The 21,537-nt window shown below is 39.2% G+C and carries 16 protein-coding genes and 2 pseudogenes; all 18 read left to right on the top strand.

The window, feature by feature from the left end:
• Positions 1–18 precede the first annotated feature (18 nt).
• Positions 19–1,845: a baseplate J/gp47 family protein gene (locus SLS51_RS08865; RefSeq protein ID WP_323837471.1), complete on the top strand. Its 1,827-nt coding sequence runs from the start codon at positions 19–21 to the stop codon at positions 1,843–1,845.
• Positions 1,842–4,736, top strand: coding sequence for a baseplate wedge protein (locus SLS51_RS08860; protein WP_323837469.1), 2,895 nt, complete (start codon positions 1,842–1,844; stop codon positions 4,734–4,736). Before SLS51_RS08865 ends, SLS51_RS08860 begins: the two co-directional genes overlap by 4 nt.
• Positions 4,737–4,937: 201 nt before the next feature.
• Complete coding sequence (locus tag SLS51_RS08855) at positions 4,938–5,957, top strand: tail fiber protein (RefSeq protein ID WP_323837467.1); 1,020 nt, start codon at positions 4,938–4,940, stop codon at positions 5,955–5,957.
• Positions 5,958–6,020: 63 nt separating this feature from the next.
• On the top strand, positions 6,021–7,583 hold the full coding sequence (locus tag SLS51_RS08850; RefSeq protein ID WP_323837465.1) for a contractile injection system tape measure protein: 1,563 nt from the start codon (positions 6,021–6,023) through the stop codon (positions 7,581–7,583).
• Positions 7,584–7,592: 9 nt separating this feature from the next.
• Positions 7,593–9,659 carry an ATP-binding protein gene (locus SLS51_RS08845; protein WP_323837463.1) on the top strand — a complete coding sequence of 689 codons (2,067 nt, stop codon included), beginning with the start codon at positions 7,593–7,595 and terminating at the stop codon, positions 9,657–9,659.
• A 24-nt stretch (positions 9,660–9,683) separates the two neighbouring features.
• Positions 9,684–10,586, top strand: a complete 903-nt coding sequence (locus tag SLS51_RS08840; protein ID WP_323837461.1) for a Pvc16 family protein — start codon at positions 9,684–9,686, stop codon at positions 10,584–10,586.
• 65 nt (positions 10,587–10,651) lie between these two features.
• Complete coding sequence (locus tag SLS51_RS08835; RefSeq protein ID WP_323837459.1) at positions 10,652–11,641, top strand: hypothetical protein; 990 nt, start codon at positions 10,652–10,654, stop codon at positions 11,639–11,641.
• 530 nt (positions 11,642–12,171) lie between these two features.
• A complete protein-coding gene (locus SLS51_RS08830) occupies positions 12,172–13,044 on the top strand; it encodes a cytotoxic necrotizing factor Rho-activating domain-containing protein (RefSeq protein WP_165577795.1) in 873 nt (290 codons plus the stop codon).
• A 122-nt stretch (positions 13,045–13,166) separates the two neighbouring features.
• Positions 13,167–13,685, top strand: a pseudogene (locus SLS51_RS08825) (ATP-binding protein); the annotation flags it as partial.
• A 7-nt stretch (positions 13,686–13,692) separates the two neighbouring features.
• The gene (locus SLS51_RS24625; protein ID WP_439126856.1) at positions 13,693–13,911 is read left to right on the top strand and encodes a hypothetical protein; all 219 of its coding nucleotides are present in this window, start codon (positions 13,693–13,695) and stop codon (positions 13,909–13,911) included.
• Positions 13,912–13,935: 24 nt separating this feature from the next.
• Positions 13,936–14,838: a Pvc16 family protein gene (locus tag SLS51_RS08820; protein ID WP_323837456.1), complete on the top strand. Its 903-nt coding sequence runs from the start codon at positions 13,936–13,938 to the stop codon at positions 14,836–14,838.
• 189 nt (positions 14,839–15,027) lie between these two features.
• On the top strand, positions 15,028–16,035 hold the full coding sequence (locus tag SLS51_RS08815; RefSeq protein ID WP_323837454.1) for a hypothetical protein: 1,008 nt from the start codon (positions 15,028–15,030) through the stop codon (positions 16,033–16,035).
• A 73-nt stretch (positions 16,036–16,108) separates the two neighbouring features.
• Complete coding sequence (locus tag SLS51_RS08810) at positions 16,109–17,083, top strand: hypothetical protein (protein WP_323837452.1); 975 nt, start codon at positions 16,109–16,111, stop codon at positions 17,081–17,083.
• Between the two features lie 30 nt (positions 17,084–17,113).
• Positions 17,114–17,479: a hypothetical protein gene (locus tag SLS51_RS24115; protein ID WP_369293938.1), complete on the top strand. Its 366-nt coding sequence runs from the start codon at positions 17,114–17,116 to the stop codon at positions 17,477–17,479.
• A pseudogene (locus SLS51_RS08805) lies at positions 17,428–17,754 on the top strand (Rpn family recombination-promoting nuclease/putative transposase); the annotation flags it as partial. The gene SLS51_RS24115 and the pseudogene SLS51_RS08805, both read left to right, overlap by 52 nt.
• A gap of 748 nt (positions 17,755–18,502) precedes the next feature.
• Entirely contained in the window at positions 18,503–18,952 is a 450-nt protein-coding gene (locus SLS51_RS08800; protein WP_011145954.1) for a phage tail protein, read from the top strand.
• A gap of 53 nt (positions 18,953–19,005) precedes the next feature.
• A complete protein-coding gene (locus tag SLS51_RS08795; protein ID WP_323837450.1) occupies positions 19,006–20,088 on the top strand; it encodes a phage tail sheath family protein in 1,083 nt (360 codons plus the stop codon).
• Positions 20,089–20,099: 11 nt separating this feature from the next.
• A complete protein-coding gene (locus SLS51_RS08790; protein WP_323837448.1) occupies positions 20,100–21,533 on the top strand; it encodes a phage tail sheath family protein in 1,434 nt (477 codons plus the stop codon).
• The last annotated feature ends 4 nt before the right edge of the window (positions 21,534–21,537 follow it).

The raw sequence follows: 21,537 nt of genomic DNA, 5'->3' as shown, positions 1-21,537 counted from the left end.
ATAACAGGCGGTAAAAATATGGGACAAGCTGAGTTAGAAAATAAACTCTCTGCTATTGTGCCGGATACTGTATTTAAACTTGATGAAAGAAGTACGCTAGATATTTTAAATTGGCTTAAAGCTTACGCTAAAGAAATTCCTTTCGATCAAGAGAAAAAACAGTTCTGGGATAGTTTCTACTTTATTCAAGAAAATAATCCTCAACAACTAGCGGATATTTACCAAAATGTAAATAAAGCTGATGGCCTTTTACCGGCACATCAAGCTTTTGTTTTGGCTTTTTTAACGTTATTAGAAACAACTAATCGATTATTAAATACCTTTCCGGCCCGGCACCGTGATCTTTATTACCGGGAATTATTGGGACTGAAACCCAAAAAAGCGCAAGCAGATAAAGTTGCTATCGGTATTACTCTGAATACGGACAGTACAGAATTTCTGGTCGCCCGGGGAACGCTGTTTGACGCAGGACAAGACAACGCAGGTAATCCGTTACAATATGCATCTGATACGGATTTACTGGCGAATCAGGGAAAATTAACCGATCTACGTTGGCATCGGCAAGTTGGCAATGTCTTGAAATCAGCAATACTATTAAGTGACTCAGACAACATTGAATTCCCCAAAAACGGTATTCAACTTTTTAGCGAAACATCCAATGATCTTGAGGTTCAATCTGCCCCTCTGAATGGGAGCAAAGCAAATATATCATCATCAATCCATGACACATTCTACTTAGGCTTTACCAATGTATTACCGGGACAAACTCTATCTCTCTATTGGCAATTAGCAGGCATTAAATCGCTCGCGTTATCTTGGTTTTATCTCAACAAGAGCAATAGCTGGAGCAAATTAGACAAATTAGTTGATGACCAAACCCATAACCTGTTTAACCGGGGTATCTGGCGCACCTTATTGCCACAGGATGCGGCAAATCAGGCGGCTTTGATGCCGACGGGACGCTACTGGCTGAAAGCCGAAATAACGCATCAAACCGATCCGCAAGATTACCCACGTATTAATGGTCTACTGTATAACGCTACCACAGCGACGTTAATCAACACAGAATCTGTTGAGCAGGAACACTTTATCAACGGATTAGCCGCCGACAGCATTAAACAGCCGGTAAACACGGTTGTTGCCGTCAGCAACGTCACCCAACCTTGGGCCTCTTGGGATGGTCATCCGCAAGAAACCGAGCAAGCCTTCCTGACGCGGCTCCCGGCTCGGTTATCTCACCGTAACCGGGCGCTGAGTTGGGGCAACATTGTCACCTTATTAAAAGAGCAATTTGTCAGCCTGTTTGATGTCAAATACCCGTCTGCCAGTGAATTAACCAAAATCCCGGCACCGGAAAAACAGCAACTGATTGTGATCCCTGACAGCCGTTACAAAGATAACGATGACGCGCTGCGTCCAACGTTAAACCCCGCTCGGCTGGCAGAGATGGTCGAGTGGATCAAACAACTCAGCAGCCCTTGGGCAACCCTTGAGATCAGCAATCCCACTTACGTTGACGTTAATGTGAACTACCAAGTGACCTTTACCGCAGGCGTTAACCCCGACTACGGATATCATCAGCTACAACAGCAATTAAGCCGAAAATATATGCCGTGGGGCGAAAATACCGCTGTCGGCGTGACAACCGGTAATCGCATTGATTACTACCAATTATTCGCCACGATCCAACAATCCTCTCTGGTGGAACGCGTCACCGATTTAAGCCTAACCATCGCTAATCGAGTCGCGGGTGCCGTGGGTAAAAGTATCGAAGCCGCCGATAATGAAGTGCTGATTTTAGTCTGGTCAGAGCAGCGTCCCTCAAACCAAGGAGTTAACCCATGAGTCATCAGGATGCCCTGTTTCCCATCGTCAAAGACGATATTACCTTCGATGCCTTACTCGCTCAGGCCAAAACAGTGATTGAGCAGCAATCCGGCCAATGCTGGAGCAATACCAGTGAAAATGATCCCGGCATCACCTTATTGGAAGCCTGCTGTTATGGTGCCTCCGATCTGGCCTACCGCCACACATTACCACTGAGAGACCTTCTAACGCCAAAACCAGAAGACCAAACATCCGGCGACGGTATTTTTCCTCAGGAGTTCGGCCCACAACAAACACTGACCTGCGGCCCGATCACCGCGGAAGATTATCGCCGGGCTTTATTGGATTTACATAGCAGCGACACGGTTAATGAAACAAACAAAGGTTATTTTTTCTTTAATGATGCCCAATTAATTCGTGAACCTGAAAACCAACGTTATCAGTATTGGTATGACAAACAGAAACGTGAATATAGCTTTAAAAACTCCGGATCAGATAGCCAATTAACATTAAGAGGAAATTATTGGCTCTATTTACTCCCTAGTCGGGACACTGAAACTAATAAAACACTGGCTGAGGAGAGGCTGAAAACTTTCCTAAAAGATAACCGTAATCTGGGGGAATTCATCAGCAAAATTATCTGGCTGCAACCTACCGATCTCCCCTTGCAGATTGATATTGAACTTGAAGATAACGTCATCGATTTTGCTGATATTTTCGCTCAAGTTTATATGACGGCAGAACAGATGGTACTGCCAAAGCCCGAACGTTATACCACTCAGGCCATGAAAGATCAGGGTTACCATCATGAAGAGATATTTGCCGGCCCTTATTTACATCACGGTTGGATACCGACCTTACCTCAAGCCAAAGATTACACCGGCGATACGGTATTAAATCTCAGCCATCTGGTTAATCGATTATTAGCGATTAAAGGCATTCAGAGTGTAACCCGGCTGGCATTAGCGCATCACGACAAAACGATTACGCCATTGTCAGACGATAATTGGTCTTGGGAAATCGCTCAAGGATATTACCCCAAACTATGGGGTAACGATCCCTTAGCATTAATTACCTCAGCAAACAGCCCGCTTACCATTATTGCCAAAGGCAGCGTTAAAATTAGCGTTTCCAAACAACAGGTGGAAGACAAAATAATTGAAAAACCGCTAATTAATACACAATCGGAATTATTGAATTGGGGAAAATATCGTAAGATCTTGGATTACTATCCGGTAAGCAATAAATTACCGGCTTGCTATGGATTACAGACCTATGCCCGCAACCAACAGCAAATACAGTTGCATCAATTTATGCTACCGTTTGAACAAATGTTGGCTAACGGCTGTGCCGAACTCGCCCTTTTACCAAAACTATTAGCCTTTAAACAACGGGGAGAAACAGTATACGGCGCTCAATGGCCTTTTAAAGCCGATACTGTCAGTCAACAAGCCCATCAAAACATAGAAACTGATTTAATAGAAAAGCTCAATAATGATTCTCAAATCCATTATGATAAAGGCAATAATAAAGATAAAAACTATGCCAAGGAGCTGACAATTCTGGATTACCTATTAGGCTATTTTGGTACTCATCGCGCAGCCAGACCATTAACACTAAACACACTCGATTTTCTCAATACCCAACGCGGCTATCTGGCTCAACAACCGGAACTGACCTATCAACGTAATAATATTCGGATTGATAAAGTGTCGGCGCTACAAAAAAGAATTGCCGCCCGCTTGGGTTTAGGCGGGGAATGCTTCAGTAAAACACCTAATCTGGATGGCTTGCCTTTTTATTTAATTGAGCATCGTCAACTTTTGCCGATAAAACCCAATACGAAATTCGACGATAAACAAAAACCTGACGATCTAAAGGTAATTGAAGAGAGTTCAGGCTCTAAAAATCATCAACTCATCATCACACAGCAAGGTATTGCAGGTCGGTTATTACAAGGTCAGGTGATTAATCTGATAATTATTGAAGGTGATAGAGAGTTTATATTACGGAGCCAAATGATCACCGAAGTAACAGGAGATACCTTTTCCCTTAGTACGCGTAACAGCAGCGATTTGGAACGCAATCTGGATAGAATAAAACTGGCATTTAATAATGGTAATCTGCGCTGGCAAAATAGCCCAGTGTGGCTGGAAGATATGGATTATCAATTGGTTTATGCCGATGAGACATATAAAAATGCTACCGACGATCAACGTTGGATTACTTCCAGTGCTCAAAGCCCCTTCCCTGCCATGATTGAAATAGGTGACGAAATCACCCTGAAATATGTGATTACTCCCTCTGGGCCAGCCTCAAAAATATCACCTCGTACAGCTCTCGCTGAACCACCCGAATATGAACTCAAAGCGCGGGTGGTTAAATTTAATCGTATTCAAGGCAAGATATTAATTAAACGCAACCAAGACTCACCGAATAAAAACTTTCCAAAAGAGGCCGAAGCATGGCGTTATCGCTGGTATTTCTCCAGCGAAAAATACGCTTTGGCTGACCGCTTTTCATTTGTAGTTAGCGTAGTAGTGAATCGTCAGTTAATTGAGAATGACAAAGTTGATCCTTATAAATTGGAATCTTGGGTGAAAACAGAAATATTAGCTGAATTCCCCGCACATATTTCAATGATTATTCACTGGTTATCACCGGAACATTTTAAAGATTTTGCCAGCACCTATAAACGCTGGCAAAACAATGACGCCCCTTTAGGAGACGAAGCATACCATATTTTAGAAACCTTAACCTTGGGACGCCTACCTTCTGATGCAACCGGTATTGGTAATATGCGAATTGCCACTAAACAGCAACGTACCGAGGTAATTGGTGAGTCTGGCACTCAATGGAATGCAACAGTCATAACAAGTAATCAATTATTATATGTGCCTAAGCCGTAAGAATAGCTAAACTCAATGCAATTATTAATAAAGACAGTAGCAAAAATATAAACTAATTTATCCAATATAAAAATAAATTAATATAGCACTACAAAAGACTTATTTTAATATTAAATATCTTCTCCTGTTTAATTATACAGGAATACCTATAAGATATTTAAATCATAATAATTTAACACCATATAATATAGGATGATAAAAATGGAAAAAAAATCTAATCTATCTAATGCAAAATCCAATATGGAAAACATTAAATCAAATGGCCCATCAGCAGATGATTTAAAAAGGCGCTTTAAAGAAGGCAGTATTCCATTACAAACCGATTATGCCGATCTGATTAATATTGCTGATATCGGTCGTCGGGCTATTGGTAAAGCGCCCGGTCAAACGGATAACCCAAATTCAGCCCTGAAACTGAATAATGACGGTGCACTAGCGGTAAAAATTAACGACAACGGTGGTTTAAAAGCAGATGAGCATGGATTAAGTGTAAAAATCAAGAATAAAAGCCTGTCAGTTGATAATAGTGGATTAGCAATCAATGCTGGCGGAGGATTGAGAATTAACAACGATAAGCTTGAAGTCGGTAATTATCACGGTATTGAAATAGTTAATGAAGGGGTAAAAGTTAAAGCTGGTAATGGCATTAAGGTAGACAATAACGGTGTCAGTATTGATACCAATAAAGTACTCCCCACAGGAATGATCGTAATGTTTTCTGGTGATAGCGCTCCTACAGGTTGGGCTTTCTGTGATGGTAGTAATGGAACCCCAGATTTAAGAAGTCGTTTTGTCATGTGTAGTGAAACTATTTCTGAGACAGGGAAAAGCAGTAATAAAGCCAGTGGGGGTGGGAATAGAAAAAATTTTTCCATAAATACAGAACCAACTCAAGTTTCTGTCACTGTTAATGTGCAAGAAACTACATTAACAGTAGCACAAATACCTAAGCATGATCATATTGGAGGTATGCCTTACTGTTTGAATAATGCAATTAAATATGACAGATTTACTGATCAAACGACGGAAGATGCAATATATAATTCCAGCGACAATGACAAAGTAATGATGAAAACCGGATATCGTATTTACCCACACACATCAAACACAGGAGGAGGACAAGGACATAATCACCAAGCAACAGCCTCATCCCCTTCACATAATCACAGCGTTGATGTAATGCCGCCTTATTACTTATTAGCCTTTATTATGAAACTTTAATTCTATTCTACAAATACAGATTTAAATTACCTATTATTTACTCATTACCAAGGAAATATCAATATGACTTCGGAGCCAAATCTGTTAAATCGGATTACCATTACTATTGCAGCTAATAATCAACAGGTAGCTAAAAAAGTATTGCATGGCTCCCTGCTTAATCAAGCCAATATAAATCAATTACTCAATTCATACTTTGACGAATATAACATTCATCAGGATATCTCTTTAGAGACATTAACCCTTAATCTTGGTGAAATAAATCCCCATGACTTTAATTCATTATTCCCTGCTCGCCTAAAGTCTGAGCTGAATAAAGTACTTAACCAATATCAGATAAACAACCATCAAGAAGAAACTCTACTGAATAAACCAACATTTAATAAATTTACCGATAACTCTTCCGCATTATGCGATAATAATTTAATTGATGCGGAGAATTTCATTCACTCTTTATATCAACAAGATTTCCAACCAAACATAATGGAGGCAATAACATATAAGAAAGACATTCAGATTAATAAACTTATTGATCAATTAACACAAATAGAGAGAAAATGGATATTGCTACTGGCAAAAAGCTGCCTGTCTGAACATGGCATACAACGGCTTTTTGCTATCAAGCAACCCGCATTATTCATTGCCATTAACCGCAGATTATCCGAAAAAGTAAACAAACCACAACATCAAGAGGAGCTTGTCTCCTCCGCACAACTGATACTCAATGCACTGGAATATCTACAGCGGCATAATATTCAGGAAATACCTAAACCCGATGCTAAAATCATTTCCCGTATTATCACTGAACTTAATAACGGCGTACTTAATACCGATCCTATTATTAAGCTATTTCGCCAAGCTATGAGCCAAAACACGCCATTAACTAGTTGGCTAAAACAACTCTGGCAAACCATTTCTGTTTCACGGCTTTGCCAAAAACATCTGTCGGTTGAAGAATACCAATATCTATTGGCACGCTTTATGCCAAACCATATAGATAAAAACCTACCCGGTAAACAATCAACCATAAATAACGTTAATTTTTCAAATGTTCAGCAACATCAACCTCTGGTAAATCAGAAGGTCATGACCGAAGATCAGAAAATACTTTCAATATCAAACACTCCATGCCAAGTCAATAATGCCGGCATATTAATGCTCTGGCCGATGCTACCCGCATTGTTTAATCAACTTGGCCTACTTGAGGGGGAAAAATTTATCCATCGTCAAGCCCAATACCATGCTGTTAATTTCCTTGACTATCTAATTTGGGGAACCGACGAAACACCGGCAGAACGTAAAAGACTCAATAACATTCTGTGCGGACTTATGATCAATGAAAATACCAAATCAATCTCTGTTGAACCAGAAAAACAATTAATCACCACGCAATGGCTGGATACCATTATTACTCAGCTTCCCGGCTGGAAAAAATTAAGCTGCAATGACGTCCGCCAATTATTCTTACAACGACCGGGTGAATTATTGGTAAACGAGCAAGAAATCAAAATCACCATCCAGCAACAGCCATTTGATGCATTGTTGGCTGACTGGCCGTGGCCATTAAATATCGCCAAACTTCCTTGGTTGGATCGCTCTTTATTAATCGACTGGAAAAATATTTAACAGGTTTATATGAACGCTTTACTTAAAAACAACCATGATATGGTGACAGAATTACACTGGATTTATCCCCATCTGGAACGTATTGATCTACGATTACAACATTACTATTACCAACATGGAGAAAAATACGATTATTTACCGGAGAGTTTTCTACTTACCGAAGATGAATTAAACCAGCATCTGGAAAAACCACAGGGTATTCCTCATTGGATCACTCAACAAGATGATATTATTAACTTCCCTGAAATCGACGAAAACCCCAATGCATTATCACAATTAGTTGAACGTTTTGATCTCACTGAATTTGAACGGGATGTTTTACTATTAGGTTTATTACCCCATTTCGATAGCCGTTATCATGCGTTATTTGCTGCTCTGCACGGTAACAGTAAAAAACAGTGGCCTAGCTTTAACTTAGCCATTGAATTATTTAGCCAACGCCAAGGTGATCGGCCATTACGACAAAATAGCTTTCTACCGCAAACACCGTTAATCAGTCATCAACTATTACGGCTTAATAACCACGAAGAGTCTATTTGGTTACAAACTCAATTTCTAACTCACAGCGCTGTCTGGCATTTCTTATCAGGCCAACGGGTTATTTTACCGCCACTGACAACTTGTGCTTATTGGCACTCTTCTGCCTCACATCGTTGGTATCCACAATCCCTTTACCCTTCACTTGAAAAGATATTATTAAATAAAACCGACAAAATACGCCCGCTGGTCATACTCAGAGGAAAACAAGATAGCGCCCGAGAATTGGCGGTAAGCAATATGATGGCTCGTCATGATATCAGTACATTAACTCTAGACTTAGCTCAATTACCGGAAGAAAATAACTCTAACTTGCTGATAGATACAGTACGGGAAGCACGATTACATGATGCCTGTTTATTAATTCGCAATTTTTCTTTGCTCAAAGATGAAAAGAAAATATTACACAGCGAATTCGCCACGTTATTGAGCCAAGCAAAATTACGCGTGGTTTGTCTGGCAGAACCACAAGATTCATTAGTGTGGATTAAACATTTACCAATAGTGCAAATTAATATGCCACCCCTGACTCTGGCAGATAAAAAAGCCATGCTGGAAGCAAGTCTATCGAATAATATCGCCCAGAAAATAAATATCACTCAATTATGCCAACGTTTTTCATTTACCGCAGAAACATTACCGCAAATCCTTAAAGAAGCGAATCAATACCAAATACTCCGACAACCGGAAGGCCAATTGGAAGAAACCGATCTGCGTAAAGCATTAAGTTTACGTGCTCAACAGAATTTCGGTAAATTAGCGCAACGAATAACACCCAAACGCAGCCTTAATGATTTAGTGGTTTCAGATACATTAACGCAACAATTAAAAGAGATTATTGCCACCATTCATTACCGTGACCAAATTCTAAGTACTGGCTTTCAGGAAAAAATCGGTTATGGTACCGGTATTAGTGCGTTATTTTATGGCGAATCCGGGACCGGCAAAACAATGGCCGCCGAAGTGATTGCCGGGCATCTTGGCGTTGATTTGATTAAAGTGGATCTCTCTACCGTGGTGAATAAATACATCGGTGAAACAGAAAAAAATATCTCTCGTATTTTTGATCTGGCCGAAGCGGATTCCGGTGTACTGTTTTTCGATGAAGCGGATGCCTTATTTGGCAAACGCAGTGAAACCAAAGATGCGCAAGACCGACATGCCAATATTGAAGTTTCTTACTTATTACAACGATTGGAAAATTATCCGGGATTAGTGATTTTAGCCACCAATAATCGTAGCCATTTAGACAGCGCCTTTAATCGCCGTTTTACCTTTATTACCCGTTTTGCTTATCCCGACGAAATGTTACGTAAAAAAATGTGGCAAGTCATTTGGCCTGAACAAATTAAATTATCCGATACCATTGATTTTACCCATCTGGCTAAACGCGCTGATTTAACCGGGGCTAATATTAGAAATATTGCGCTATTAGCCTCAATGTTAGCGAAAAATGACCACTGTGAACAAATCGAAAATAAACATATCAATCGAGCGGTTACACTCGAATTAAATAAAACTGGCCGATTGGTTTTTTAAATACTCAATAGGATAAACATAAATATGACAACCCTAACTGCCTCTAACAACGCGATTATTGAATTAAATAATGCATTAAATACTGTTTTATCCCAGTATTTAAATATCAATGGCAATAAAATTGATATCCGCTTTGATCTGCCGGAAATTAATTCTATTCAATCAGAACCGACAGTCAGTGTATTTCTTTATGACATCAATGAGGATTTACAATTACGTTCTGCCGAACCAAGACGTTATAACCCGATGACCAGCACATTATTACCGGGATGGGTCAATATCAATTGTAACTATTTAATTACTTATTGGGACGCTAATAAACCATCAAGCGACAGTTCAAGCCCGGATAGCCGACCCAATAATCAAGCCGCACAAGTGATGACCCGGATTTTAAATGCATTAATTAATAACCGTCAATTAACCGGCATTCCCGGTGCTTATACCCGAATTATTCCCCAACAGGAGAATTTAAATAGCTTGGGTAATTTCTGGCAAGCTCTCGGTAATCGCCCTCGCCTCTCTCTAATGTATTCAATTACCGTACCGATGAAACTGCAAAATATTAAAGACAATATTACACCCATTAACCAAATTTCCGCTTCTGTGGAGCAGAAACCCAACCTAAATAATTCACAAATCAACCAAGCTCTGGTAGATAAATTATGTGCCGATTTAGGTGGTACAAAAGATGCTCGTCTTGCTTTGGCTAAAGTCAATTTGATCACTGAATTCGCTACAGTCAATAATGAAAATCAGAAAAATATAAGTGTCACTATTGAAACTTCTGGCATTACCCATTTAATTTATTTACCAAAAATAAAAGATATGCTTTCAAAATGGCAAAATAACCAGAGTGCTGTTGTTGAGATAAACGGTGTCGGTATTATTATCTCCAAAGAAAATTCTGATAAATTAATTGGGATTTAATTTTATTTCTATTCAATCATATGATGATAAAATAAGTCCTTCACCAATAACTAACAGGTAATAATATGCCAAACAACAAATACAGTGAAAAAATTAATCACTCAGAAAATAAAACGGAAAAACCTTCAATACATTCTAACCAATATAATACGATGAATAGCTGCATATTGGGATTAGGATTGGATTTACAGTCAAAGAAAAGATTAAGAACAGGGAATGAACGAAATATAGAAGGTGCACAACCTTTTATTCCATCCCCTTCGAAACAAAAACAATATAGTACCAGCCCCATAGCAATGACTGATATATTAAATGAAAGCGCACTGACTTCACAACCAATTATTACCGATTTAATTAATCCGCAAAAGATAAAAATGTCAGACGGCGTAAAAAATATTTTAAATAACAAAGAAGGAGGCGGAGATCTAGTGTTCAAGGCACTACAGATTAAACCATCGGATGAAACTCTGCCATTCAATGCATTAAAAATTGTCGATACCTGGCAAAATGAAATACCGGATCAAGACATGTCTATTTTAGCTTATTGGGCACCACAAGGAGGATATGTTGATATCCCGGCCCAACCCGATATCAGCCGCAATCCACAGTATGTATTTACCCCAAATTTCAGTGGATGTTCATTTGTGGTCGATAAAATGAATAAAGATACTCTCCGGGTTCGGCACGTACAAGGTGGTCAAGAAGATGTTGAATATAATAACCAAAATATTGATCACGGAATGGGTATGATTACAGCAATGGAATTCCGCGATTATGGATACCATGAGGCTGATGGCAAAGTTATAGAAAATACCTATGGTTTTGCATTCTTAAAATTTAGCCCAGAGGAAAAACAATGGCAACTTCACTATCAGAAAATAGCCGCAGCCCCTAATATCATAAATATAAAAACTAAATCTAGTTGGTTGCCATTCAATAAGCCTTTAATTGAAGCCGATACCTTTACCTTCAAAAATATGAAAGTCCCTGGATATATACCCTATGGATTTCAAGATGCATCGCGGCGGCAAAGGAGCGAATCCCCGGGAGCATAGCAAACTATGTGACCGGGGTGAGTGAGTGCAGCCAACAAAGAAGCAGCTTGAAAGATGACGGGTATAGTAGGAAGAATATCAATAACAATTAATATATACTCTATGGATTTCAAGATGCATCGCGACAGCAAAGAAGTGAATCCCCGGGGGATATATTTAATAATATAACCCTCGTTATTTCCAATGATAATTAATTTTTCAAATCCATGCATTTTGTTATTTTTCTGATTAATCAGATAATTATTGCACCAAAACGTTGATAGTAAAAACAAGACAAATCTGAAAATAGATCTTAGTTAAATACCTATTATTCAATTTTATGATTAAATACACATACAAAATAAAAACGGATAACATTATGCTGTAAGCTAAAACTATTGCACTAAAGAAACATCTATGAGAGTTTGTCTCTCAATCTAAAATAGATGAACTATTTAAATATTTATACTCGTGGCATCACAATTATCTGAATAATCATTCTCAGACAAATCTTAAGCATAAAAAATTTAATTATTATAGAGGACTTATCAATGTTCAAACACTCTACTGCGGACAAAGAACTTAATAAAGGACATATTTCTCCGCTCAAGAAAAAGGGATTATTAGTGGGTAGCGATCATGCACCAATCGACATACCAGTGATAGCGCATCGTTATGATAGCAATAATCAGCTTGCACAAGCGAGATCGTTGAGAAATAGTGACTCTGGTCAGGAGATCCCTTTTCATGATGTTATTACGGGATTTCGTGGTGATCAAGTAACCTCTTTAGAATCTGGCTCGGGAGCTATAGGAAAGCATTGGGGGAAAAATAGATTAGGCCACAATATTACCGGTATTAATGTAGTTAATGGCGCATCGGGAACTGTGGGAATAAAAATTAACTTACGAGATATTCGGCCCGGGTATCCGGTCATTGTCACTTCAGGGGCGTTAAGCGGTTGTACTATGGTGTATGCCGTGAAGGATAATTATTTCTTCGCCTATCATACGGGCCAAAAACCGGGCGATGATGAATGGAAAACCGGCCAGGACGGCGTTGTCACTACCGGTCAGAGTCATAAAGCCCTTTTCTCGGATGGCAAACCAATTGCGGTTAATAAAGAAAATAATGATTTAGTGAATATTTTTGCAGAGTATGATCAGAGTGTTATTACCTATATGGGAAAACAGGCCGTTGTGATTGATAATACCGCAGAAAATGTCAGCGTTTTTAACTATGATGAAATCAAACTTGGAAAACCGGCTATTAGAGCCGGCTATAGCTATGCCCTGTTAGCTAATGATAACGGCAAGGTGAGCGTCAAAGTATTATCGGAGGACGCTATCGTTTCACCTGGCAAGAAAGTCAATAGTATTGAGGTTATCAATTCACTCAAAAAACGGTTGTTATATACCTTATAGATTTCAAGATGCATCGCGGCGGCAAGGGAGCGAATCCCCGGGAGCATAGAGAACTATGTGACCGGGGTGAGTGAGTGCAGCCAACAAAGAAGCAACTTGAAAGATAACGGGTATATACTAATTGGCATACTCCCGCCTCACATAATTGGTATCCACAAACTCTTTATCATTCACTGGAAAAGATATTATTGAATGAAACCGATAAAATACGTCCATTGGTCATACTCAGAGGAAAAGAAGGCAGCGCCAGAGAATTAGCGGTCAGTAATATTATGGCATATCATGGTATTCATACCTTAATCCTTGATTTAGCCTGCCTGCCCGATGAAGAAAACAGTGTCAAAATATCCAGCTTATTAGCGGATGTAATACGGGAAACTCGGTTACATGATGCCTGTTTATTAATCCGCAAATTCTCTTTGCTTGCAGCGGAAAAGAAAATATTACACCACGAATTATCTATTTTACTGAATCAGCCAAAATTACGCGTGGTTTGCCTGGTAGAATCGGGAAATGGATTAGCTTGGCTTAAACATCTACCAATGGTGCAAATTGACATGTCAGTAATGACTTTAGCAGAGAGAAAAACAATGCTGAAAGCAAGTTTACCGGAGAATGTCGCTCAGGAAATCAATATTACGTAAGAAAATGTGGCAAAAAATTTGGCCTGAACAACTGACATTATCCGATGAAATTGATTTTGAACATCTGGCTAAAAGATTTGATTTAACCGGAGCGAATATCAGAAATATCGCCTTATTATCATCCATATTGGCAGCAAATGACAATATTGGACAGATTGAAAATAAATATATAGAACGTGCCGTGATACTTGAATTAAATAAAACTGGCCGCTTAGTATTTTAAAAATTAAGTAGAATTGGAGTCAATATGACAACTATAATTGCTTCTGACAATGCGATTATTGAGATTAATCAAGCATTAAATGATATTCTAATTAAATATTTAGACATTCCCGGTCAAAACATTGATATTCGTTTTGATCTACCCGAAATTAATTCCATTCAATCAGAACCGACAGTCAGTGTATTTCTTTATGAAATACATGAAGATCTACAATTACGTTCTGCCGAATCAAGACGTTATAATCCGGCAACCAATACATTATTACCGGGATGGATAAATATTAACTGCAATTATTTAATGACTTACTGGGAGCCGAATAAACCATCGAACGACAGCGCCAGCCCGGACAGCCAGCCAGATAATCAGGCGGCACAAGTCATGACGCGTGTTTTAAGAACATTGATTAACAATCGCCAATTAACCGGTATTCCCGGTGCTTATACCCGGGTTATTCCCCAACAGGAAAATTTAAATAGCTTAGGTAATTTTTGGCAAGCTCTTGGTAATCGCCCTCGCCTCTCTTTACTTTATTCCATTACTGTACCTATGAAACTGAAAAATATTGAAGACAATGTAATCCCAGTCAGTAAAATATCCGCTTCTGTGGATCAAAAACCCAGTCTAGATAATTCACAAATAAACCAGGCTTTAATCGATAAATTATGCGTGGAATTAGGCGGTACAGAAGATGTACGTCTTGCCCTTGCTAAAGTGAATCTGACAATTGAACCTGATACAGAAAATAATCAAAATCAGGAAAACGAAAACATTATTGTTAAAGTTTCGGGTATTACTAGCATAACTTATTTACCACAAATAAAAGATACACTTACCAAATGGAAAAGCAGTCAAGAGGCTATTGTTAAGATAAATGGTGTCGGCATAGTTGTTTCTAAAGAAAATGCGGATAAGTTAATTGGGATTTAAAATTAATTTTTATACTAAAATAACAAACAATCATTCACCTAATAAACAATTATTTATTAAAATTAATTATTTTTAATATTTTTATTTTATTTTCCCGTGTTAGTGTTAATAAAACTAAAACAGTGAAACACTAATTTAATCCATATATTATTTACTATTCAATCAATCCAATCCATAGGTGGTAATATCATGCCAATACGTGACCTTATAAAAAAATTCGAAATTAGCCCTCAAGCAGCTCAAGCTATTGGTGCTCTTGCAAGATCAAATAGCAGTAAACAAGCTGAGCACCAAACTGAACACCTTGAACTTGATACATCTAAAAATAGAAGAGATAGAAAAGATTTAAATGCACAAGCCACCCCAAATCAACAGCACACCAAAAAACTGGAAACCGAAGTAAAGAATAGAGGCAGTGAAAGTAAAGCACAGGCGCATACACCAGATTTGGTGATGAAAAAAGAAAGCTCAGTAACACCGAACACTCGCAAAAGTCCGAATGAAAAACTCAAAGCTGAAGATATTTTCTATCAGTATAAAGATAGATTTTCGCCTTCCGATAGAAAATTACCATTTGAAATAATGAATGAAATCACCAATAATGAAATAGCATTCTCCTCTGAAAAAGCACCCGAAAGTCATTTAGATAAAGTAAAAGATAAGAAATTCACGCTGAGGCATTATACGACTGCTCAAACAGAAGAACCTGTATTTAATGAAATTGGATCAAACTTTAATTTGGTCAATCAGGGAATAAAAACATTAAAGCGTACTCAAGGAAGCAACACTAATGAAGATGATTGGAACCGTCTAGGAAATACGGCATTTACTTTCTTCTTGTTAGCAATAGATGGAGAAGTATCTGATAGAAAATTCCTGTCTAATACGACTCACTTTGCAGAAATTGATATAGAAAACCCTGCTGAACTTAAAGAACTTGGGTTAGATGAAACTGAGTTCTTTGCTTCTCCTGATTTGCTTCACGAAAAAAATCTTTCCCAAGCCCCTGCTGTAAAAGGGAAACTATCTGACTTAAAATCATTATTATTAAAACAATCTGGCATAAAACCAGTTCAATTACAGTCTTTAGGTGCAAAAGGGATTCTGGAACGTATAGATAGTAAGTTTAATGGCAGTCTTGAAATAAAAATCCCAGGAAACGTGAAAGTGAAGGAATGGAAAAAAGTCGAGAAATAAAAATTTAATCATCGATATTTTATTATCATCTCTTTTCACACATTTTTTCACCAAAATATTAATAGGAGATAATATGTTATCCACAGAAAAACACAATAAAGATACTAAACACCCAAGAAATAGAGAAAGAAAATTCTCAATACAACCAGAAAACTCTACTCAAGATGATGAGGATATAAAAAATAATTCCTTAGGAGTTGGGCTAGATTTAGATCAAATGATAAGAAATACGTCTTCCACCTTAACAAATGCCCCTCAAAAACCCGAAGATGGATATTACTATCATATTTCCAGAGGAAATAATTTACAAAGCTTCCTACAAAACGGATTTAAACCGCAAGGCTCACCTGGCCCAACCTTATCTGAAGAAGATTTTTCACGTAGAAAAATTGGTATCATAAAGCTTATCTACTCTATTATAGCCACGACTATTAATAAAAACCCTAAAGCAAAGAAAATCTCTAAAGATAATTTCCTTATGCCTCAAGAATTTTGGCATGAGTTCAAAAATTTTTATCAGAACATCCCCACTCAAACAAATATCGATGATCAATTATTAAAAAAATCCATTACGGAAAGTATCGACAAACTTGACCAAAATAAATTTATGGAGAAGCACAGTGACCGTAAGCAAACTATTATCAACAATGAGAGAGAAGCTATTCTGCAACAAGATGAAAGGATTAACGAAATTATTTCAAGCAGAGCAAAAATGATACAGCAACGAGAAGCTGAAAATACTGAAGGATATATCTATCTTGCCCCACACAAAAACACACTTTTGGAATATATGAAACATTTACAGGAAGAAAAAAATCTATTTCTTATATTAGCAGTCAAAGAGGACATATTCACCGAAAAAGGATTAGAACAAGATCCACAAGAACCTCATGGGGCCGTCAGATATAAGGGAGCATTATCTACAGAAGAACTTAATTTTGTTAATCAAGAAGGTCAAATCTGCGCAATACCTGAATCTATTGGGGAAATGGATTATGGCGATTTTGTTTTAAATCAGCAGCAAGTCATAGATTTTTGTAAGAAATAAAATGAGGGTAAATATAATTTCAAACATAAAATTATATTTACCAGAGATAGAAACCCTACACTTTCGGCTCACATAAAAGGTGGAAAGAAAAATAACTTACGTGAAAAGCTATTTTTTAATGAAGACAAAGATGATAGAAAAGGAAGTTATTATAAAAGTAAGCCAATACATATCAAAGATGTCAGAAAAATGACCTATCAGGAGATGGAAGAAATTATTAATTCCCCGGATTATCATGTTATTTTAGGCTATTGTTTTAGTCGCAATGATCAGGCTTTGCGCTTTTATACCGATACAAATCCAGTAACAAGTTATGTTGATACGATTAAGAGATGGGGTCACTGCAAAAACTGTCCATATTGCTGGCGTATGGTTACCATACGGAAGAGCAGCTAAAAAGCGTGCTAAACTACTTATTACAGGCGGGAGATACCGCCGATCCAGAGGGTTTTATCCGGCGACTGGCAGAGCAGTCCCCGAGGTATGAGGAGGTACTGATGACAATAGCGCAAAGATTGGAACATAAAGCACGTCAGGAAGGACACCAGGAAGGACGCCAGGAGGCAACGTTAAAAATTGCTCATGCATTGCTGAACAGTGGAATCGATCATGAAACGGTGATGAAAACCACCGGTCTAAGTCAGAACGAACTTGAGCAAATACGCCACTAACTCGTGCTGGGAGTTCTTAATCAGTATTCAACGATTCGTGTTAAAAGAGAATCTTACGGTGACTGGCAAAACAGTCACCGAGGTATGAATCTCGACCGTGAAACGGTGATGGAAATCACTAGGGTGAACTTGAACAAACGTCTGACAAAGTTACTATTGATACGTTATCGGCATAAAAATGCTTGAGTCAATGCACAAAACGCATAGAAGCGGCACATTTACATTCCAAACGAAAGACTGTTTGAATCCACGTGCTTCTGAAATCGCTGTTCTCTCTTTTCACCCCAATAAACATTCTAACTCATTTCACTAGCAATCATTTTCATGATTATATTTCTATTCAACAGTTAATTTATCGTTGAAATTATTAAAGAACAAAACTACCTGGCAATGAAAAACCCCATAATCGCGTGATATTATTCAACATGAAAATCACACCTGTTATTTATTTTCATGTTTACAGAAAGTAATAAATTAACGCTGATACACAAAATCATCAAAACCCGCCACATCAATTAAAAATAAATATCATTATTAATTGATGCTACCGCTTAAAAATCCATTCTCTATAATCACCTCGCTTTATCAAATGTGATTTAAATAATCATTGAACACATTCTTTAATACGAACAAAGACCTCCATAAATCAGGTTATTGCGGTAGCTATACCCAATCGTTAGGTGCTAAGGAAAACAAAGTAATAGCCGTTTTTCTTATATTCAAAATGTAAACAATCAAGGAAAAAATCATGTCTACAACTCCAGAACAAATTGCTGTTGAATATCCAATTCCTACTTACCGATTTGTTGTCTCGATCGGTGATGAGCAAATCCCTTTTAACAGCGTTTCTGGCCTCGATATTTCTCATGATGTCATAGAATACAAAGATGGTACCGGCAATTACTATAAAATGCCCGGTCAACGTCAGGCGATTAATATCTCACTGCGTAAAGGGGTATTCTCTGGCGATACTAAACTTTTTGACTGGATTAACTCTATTCAGCTTAATCAGGTTGAGAAAAAAGATATTTCAATCAGTTTAACCAACGAAGCCGGCACTGAAATTTTAATGACCTGGAGCGTGGCAAATGCCTTCCCAACCTCATTAATTTCTCCTTCTTTTGATGCCACCAGCAACGAAGTTGCCGTGCAGGAAATTACCCTGACCGCAGATCGAGTGACCATTCAAGCGGCTTAAGATTCATTTATCAAGCTGTCTACTCAGAATATTGCACAATAATTGGAGGCAACATGCCAACGGTACCAACCTATCCCGGCGTTTATATCGAAGAGGACGCCTCACCCGCACTCTCTGTTCAGTCCGGTGCAACAGCAGTACCTGTCTTTGCCGTCGCAAAAGACAATTCATTAATAACCGATGATTCTTATATTCGTGTTAACAGCTGGCTGGAATATCTGTCGCTCAAAGGGGGACAATTTACTGCCACCGATAAGCTTGATATCGCACTACGCGCTTATTTTATTAATGGCGGTGGATATGGCTATCTGGTTAAAACCGCAGAGTTAGAAAAACATGTGCCAAAACTCGATGATGTGACATTGCTGGTTGCTGCCGGAGAAGAAATCATCACTGCCGCAGACGCCCTTTGCAAATCTGGCAAAGGATTATTCGCCATTTTTGATGGTCCAATCGCTCAAATAACCCCAGACCAAAAACCCGATGACGTACTTAAACCCTATACCGCTACAGCCTATGGCGCAGTTTATTATCCCTGGCTGACCGCTGAATGGGGAGAAAATAAAGCCGCTATTGATATTCCACCCAGCGCCGTCATGGCCGGTATTTATGCCCGTGTCGATAACAACCGGGGTGTTTGGCAAGCGCCAGCAAATGTCGCTGTTCAAGGCGGATTGCAACCTAAATATCCGATGACTGACGACCTGCAAGGGAAATATAACCAGGGTAAAGCCCTGAATATGATCCGCACTTTTCCTAAGAGTGGGACGCTGGTCTGGGGCGCTCGCACACTTGAGGACAATGATCATTGGCGTTATATCCCGGTTCGCCGCCTGTTTAATAGCGCAGAACGGGATATTAAAAATGCCATGAGTTTCGCGGTCTTCGAACCCAATAGCCAACCCACTTGGAAAGCGGTCCACCGTGCTATCGATAACTATCTTCACACCCTCTGGCAGCAAGGCGGCTTGATGGGCAGCAAAGCTGAGCAGGCTTATTTTGTTCAAATCGGTAAAGACGTCACCATGACTGATGACGATATTAAGCAGGGCAAAATGATTGTCAAAGTGGGTCTGGCGGCGGTTCGTCCAGCCGAGTTTATTATCTTGCAGCTTACGCAGAATATCGCTCAATAACCGGAGGAAATATGCCAACAATACCAACTTTTCCTGGCGTCTATATTGAAGAAGACGCATCACTGGCACTTTCTGTTAGCCAGGGAAATACCGCAATACCCGTTTTTATTGGGCGTTTCTTACCGAAAAAAACCAGCGCAACACCTGAAATAACACGCGTGAGTAGCTGGTTGGATTTTACTAACCTATTTAACGTAGGTTGTGTTAGATCAATAGCAATCACATCAACCGAACCCACGCCTCCCAAACCAGAACCGACTCCTCCTGAAAAACCTCAAACAGTCGAAGACGATGTATCAGTCAAAAACAACGAAGGAGTTGAAAACGATACAGAAGTTGCCGCCACGACACAGGCTACAACGCCCAATGCAGATGAAACTCCCCCCGGATACACTTATCAGGTCGCCGTCGATATCTACACAATAAGCAGTGATGCTTTAAAACTTTATTTCCAAAATGGCGGCGGACCTTGTTATATCCTGCCAATTGCTGATACCAGCAAGGCTAATACGCTGGCATTAATCCCGGCGTTGATTGAGCAGGCTTTAGAAATCACGTTAATTGTCTGTCCTGAACAGGATGCTGATTATCAGAGCCAGATATATAACAGCCTGACCCCTTCATTATTAAATAACGGCTATTTTCTTATCGCCGATAACCAAGATAAAGCAACCGCTATCAGCGCTAATGTCCCCTCACAAACTGCAACGTATTATCCCGCAGTGAAAGTCTCACAGCTGATGCAAACGGAAGAGGCTCTCGTCGCTGTTTCAGGCTATAAAGATGCCAATACAACCCCAGACAAAGTGACTAATCTGGTACAACTCAAAGAGAAAAATCCCGATGTCTATCAGCAAGCGGTGACTACAATACAGAACATAAGTAAAACGATTCCCGCCAGTGCAGTGATAGCCGGTGTCTACTGCGCCACCGATGCCAGCCGGGGTGTCTGGAAAGCACCCGCTAATGTTGCGCTGAGTGGGATTAGTGATGTAGCAGACCGGCTCACGGAAGATGAGCAAGGCACCATGAATCAAAATGGTATCAATGCGATCCGTTATTTCAGTAACAAAGGTTTTGTCGTCTGGGGTGCGCGTACTCTGCAAAATGATGATAACTGGCGATACATTCCAGTTCGGCGTTTATTTAATGCGGCAGAACGGGATATCAAGCAAGCCATGCAATTTGCCGTGTTTGAACCCAACAGCCAGCCCACCTGGGAACGCGTCCGCTCAGCGATTGATAACTATCTCCATCAACTCTGGCAGCAAGGGGCACTGGCCGGTAACAGCCCACAGGAAGCCTATTTTGTCCAGATTGGTCAAGGTGTCACCATGTCCGACGACGATATTAAGCAAGGCAAAATGGTGGTTAAAGTTGGCATGGCGGCGGTCCGTCCGGCTGAATTTATTATCCTGCAATTTTCGCAAAATGTAACACCGTAACCGT

The organism is Photorhabdus africana, from assembly GCF_035181445.1.
Classification (GTDB): Bacteria; Pseudomonadota; Gammaproteobacteria; order Enterobacterales; family Enterobacteriaceae; genus Photorhabdus; species Photorhabdus laumondii.
Note: the sequence above shows the minus strand (reverse complement) of the source record. Positions and strands in the feature narration are given on the sequence as shown.

What these genes read in the sequence shown, in the direction of transcription:
- SLS51_RS08865 (WP_323837471.1), top strand. Translation starts at nt 19, where the DNA reads ATGGGACAAGCTGAGTTAGAAAATAAACTCTCTGCTATTGTGCCGGAT.
- SLS51_RS08860 (WP_323837469.1), top strand. Translation starts at nt 1,842, where the DNA reads ATGAGTCATCAGGATGCCCTGTTTCCCATCGTCAAAGACGATATTACC.
- SLS51_RS08855 (WP_323837467.1), top strand. Translation starts at nt 4,938, where the DNA reads ATGGAAAAAAAATCTAATCTATCTAATGCAAAATCCAATATGGAAAAC.
- SLS51_RS08850 (WP_323837465.1), top strand. Translation starts at nt 6,021, where the DNA reads ATGACTTCGGAGCCAAATCTGTTAAATCGGATTACCATTACTATTGCA.
- SLS51_RS08845 (WP_323837463.1), top strand. Translation starts at nt 7,593, where the DNA reads ATGAACGCTTTACTTAAAAACAACCATGATATGGTGACAGAATTACAC.
- SLS51_RS08840 (WP_323837461.1), top strand. Translation starts at nt 9,684, where the DNA reads ATGACAACCCTAACTGCCTCTAACAACGCGATTATTGAATTAAATAAT.
- SLS51_RS08835 (WP_323837459.1), top strand. Translation starts at nt 10,652, where the DNA reads ATGCCAAACAACAAATACAGTGAAAAAATTAATCACTCAGAAAATAAA.
- SLS51_RS08830 (WP_165577795.1), top strand. Translation starts at nt 12,172, where the DNA reads ATGTTCAAACACTCTACTGCGGACAAAGAACTTAATAAAGGACATATT.
- SLS51_RS24625 (WP_439126856.1), top strand. Translation starts at nt 13,693, where the DNA reads ATGTGGCAAAAAATTTGGCCTGAACAACTGACATTATCCGATGAAATT.
- SLS51_RS08820 (WP_323837456.1), top strand. Translation starts at nt 13,936, where the DNA reads ATGACAACTATAATTGCTTCTGACAATGCGATTATTGAGATTAATCAA.
- SLS51_RS08815 (WP_323837454.1), top strand. Translation starts at nt 15,028, where the DNA reads ATGCCAATACGTGACCTTATAAAAAAATTCGAAATTAGCCCTCAAGCA.
- SLS51_RS08810 (WP_323837452.1), top strand. Translation starts at nt 16,109, where the DNA reads ATGTTATCCACAGAAAAACACAATAAAGATACTAAACACCCAAGAAAT.
- SLS51_RS08800 (WP_011145954.1), top strand. Translation starts at nt 18,503, where the DNA reads ATGTCTACAACTCCAGAACAAATTGCTGTTGAATATCCAATTCCTACT.
- SLS51_RS08795 (WP_323837450.1), top strand. Translation starts at nt 19,006, where the DNA reads ATGCCAACGGTACCAACCTATCCCGGCGTTTATATCGAAGAGGACGCC.
- SLS51_RS08790 (WP_323837448.1), top strand. Translation starts at nt 20,100, where the DNA reads ATGCCAACAATACCAACTTTTCCTGGCGTCTATATTGAAGAAGACGCA.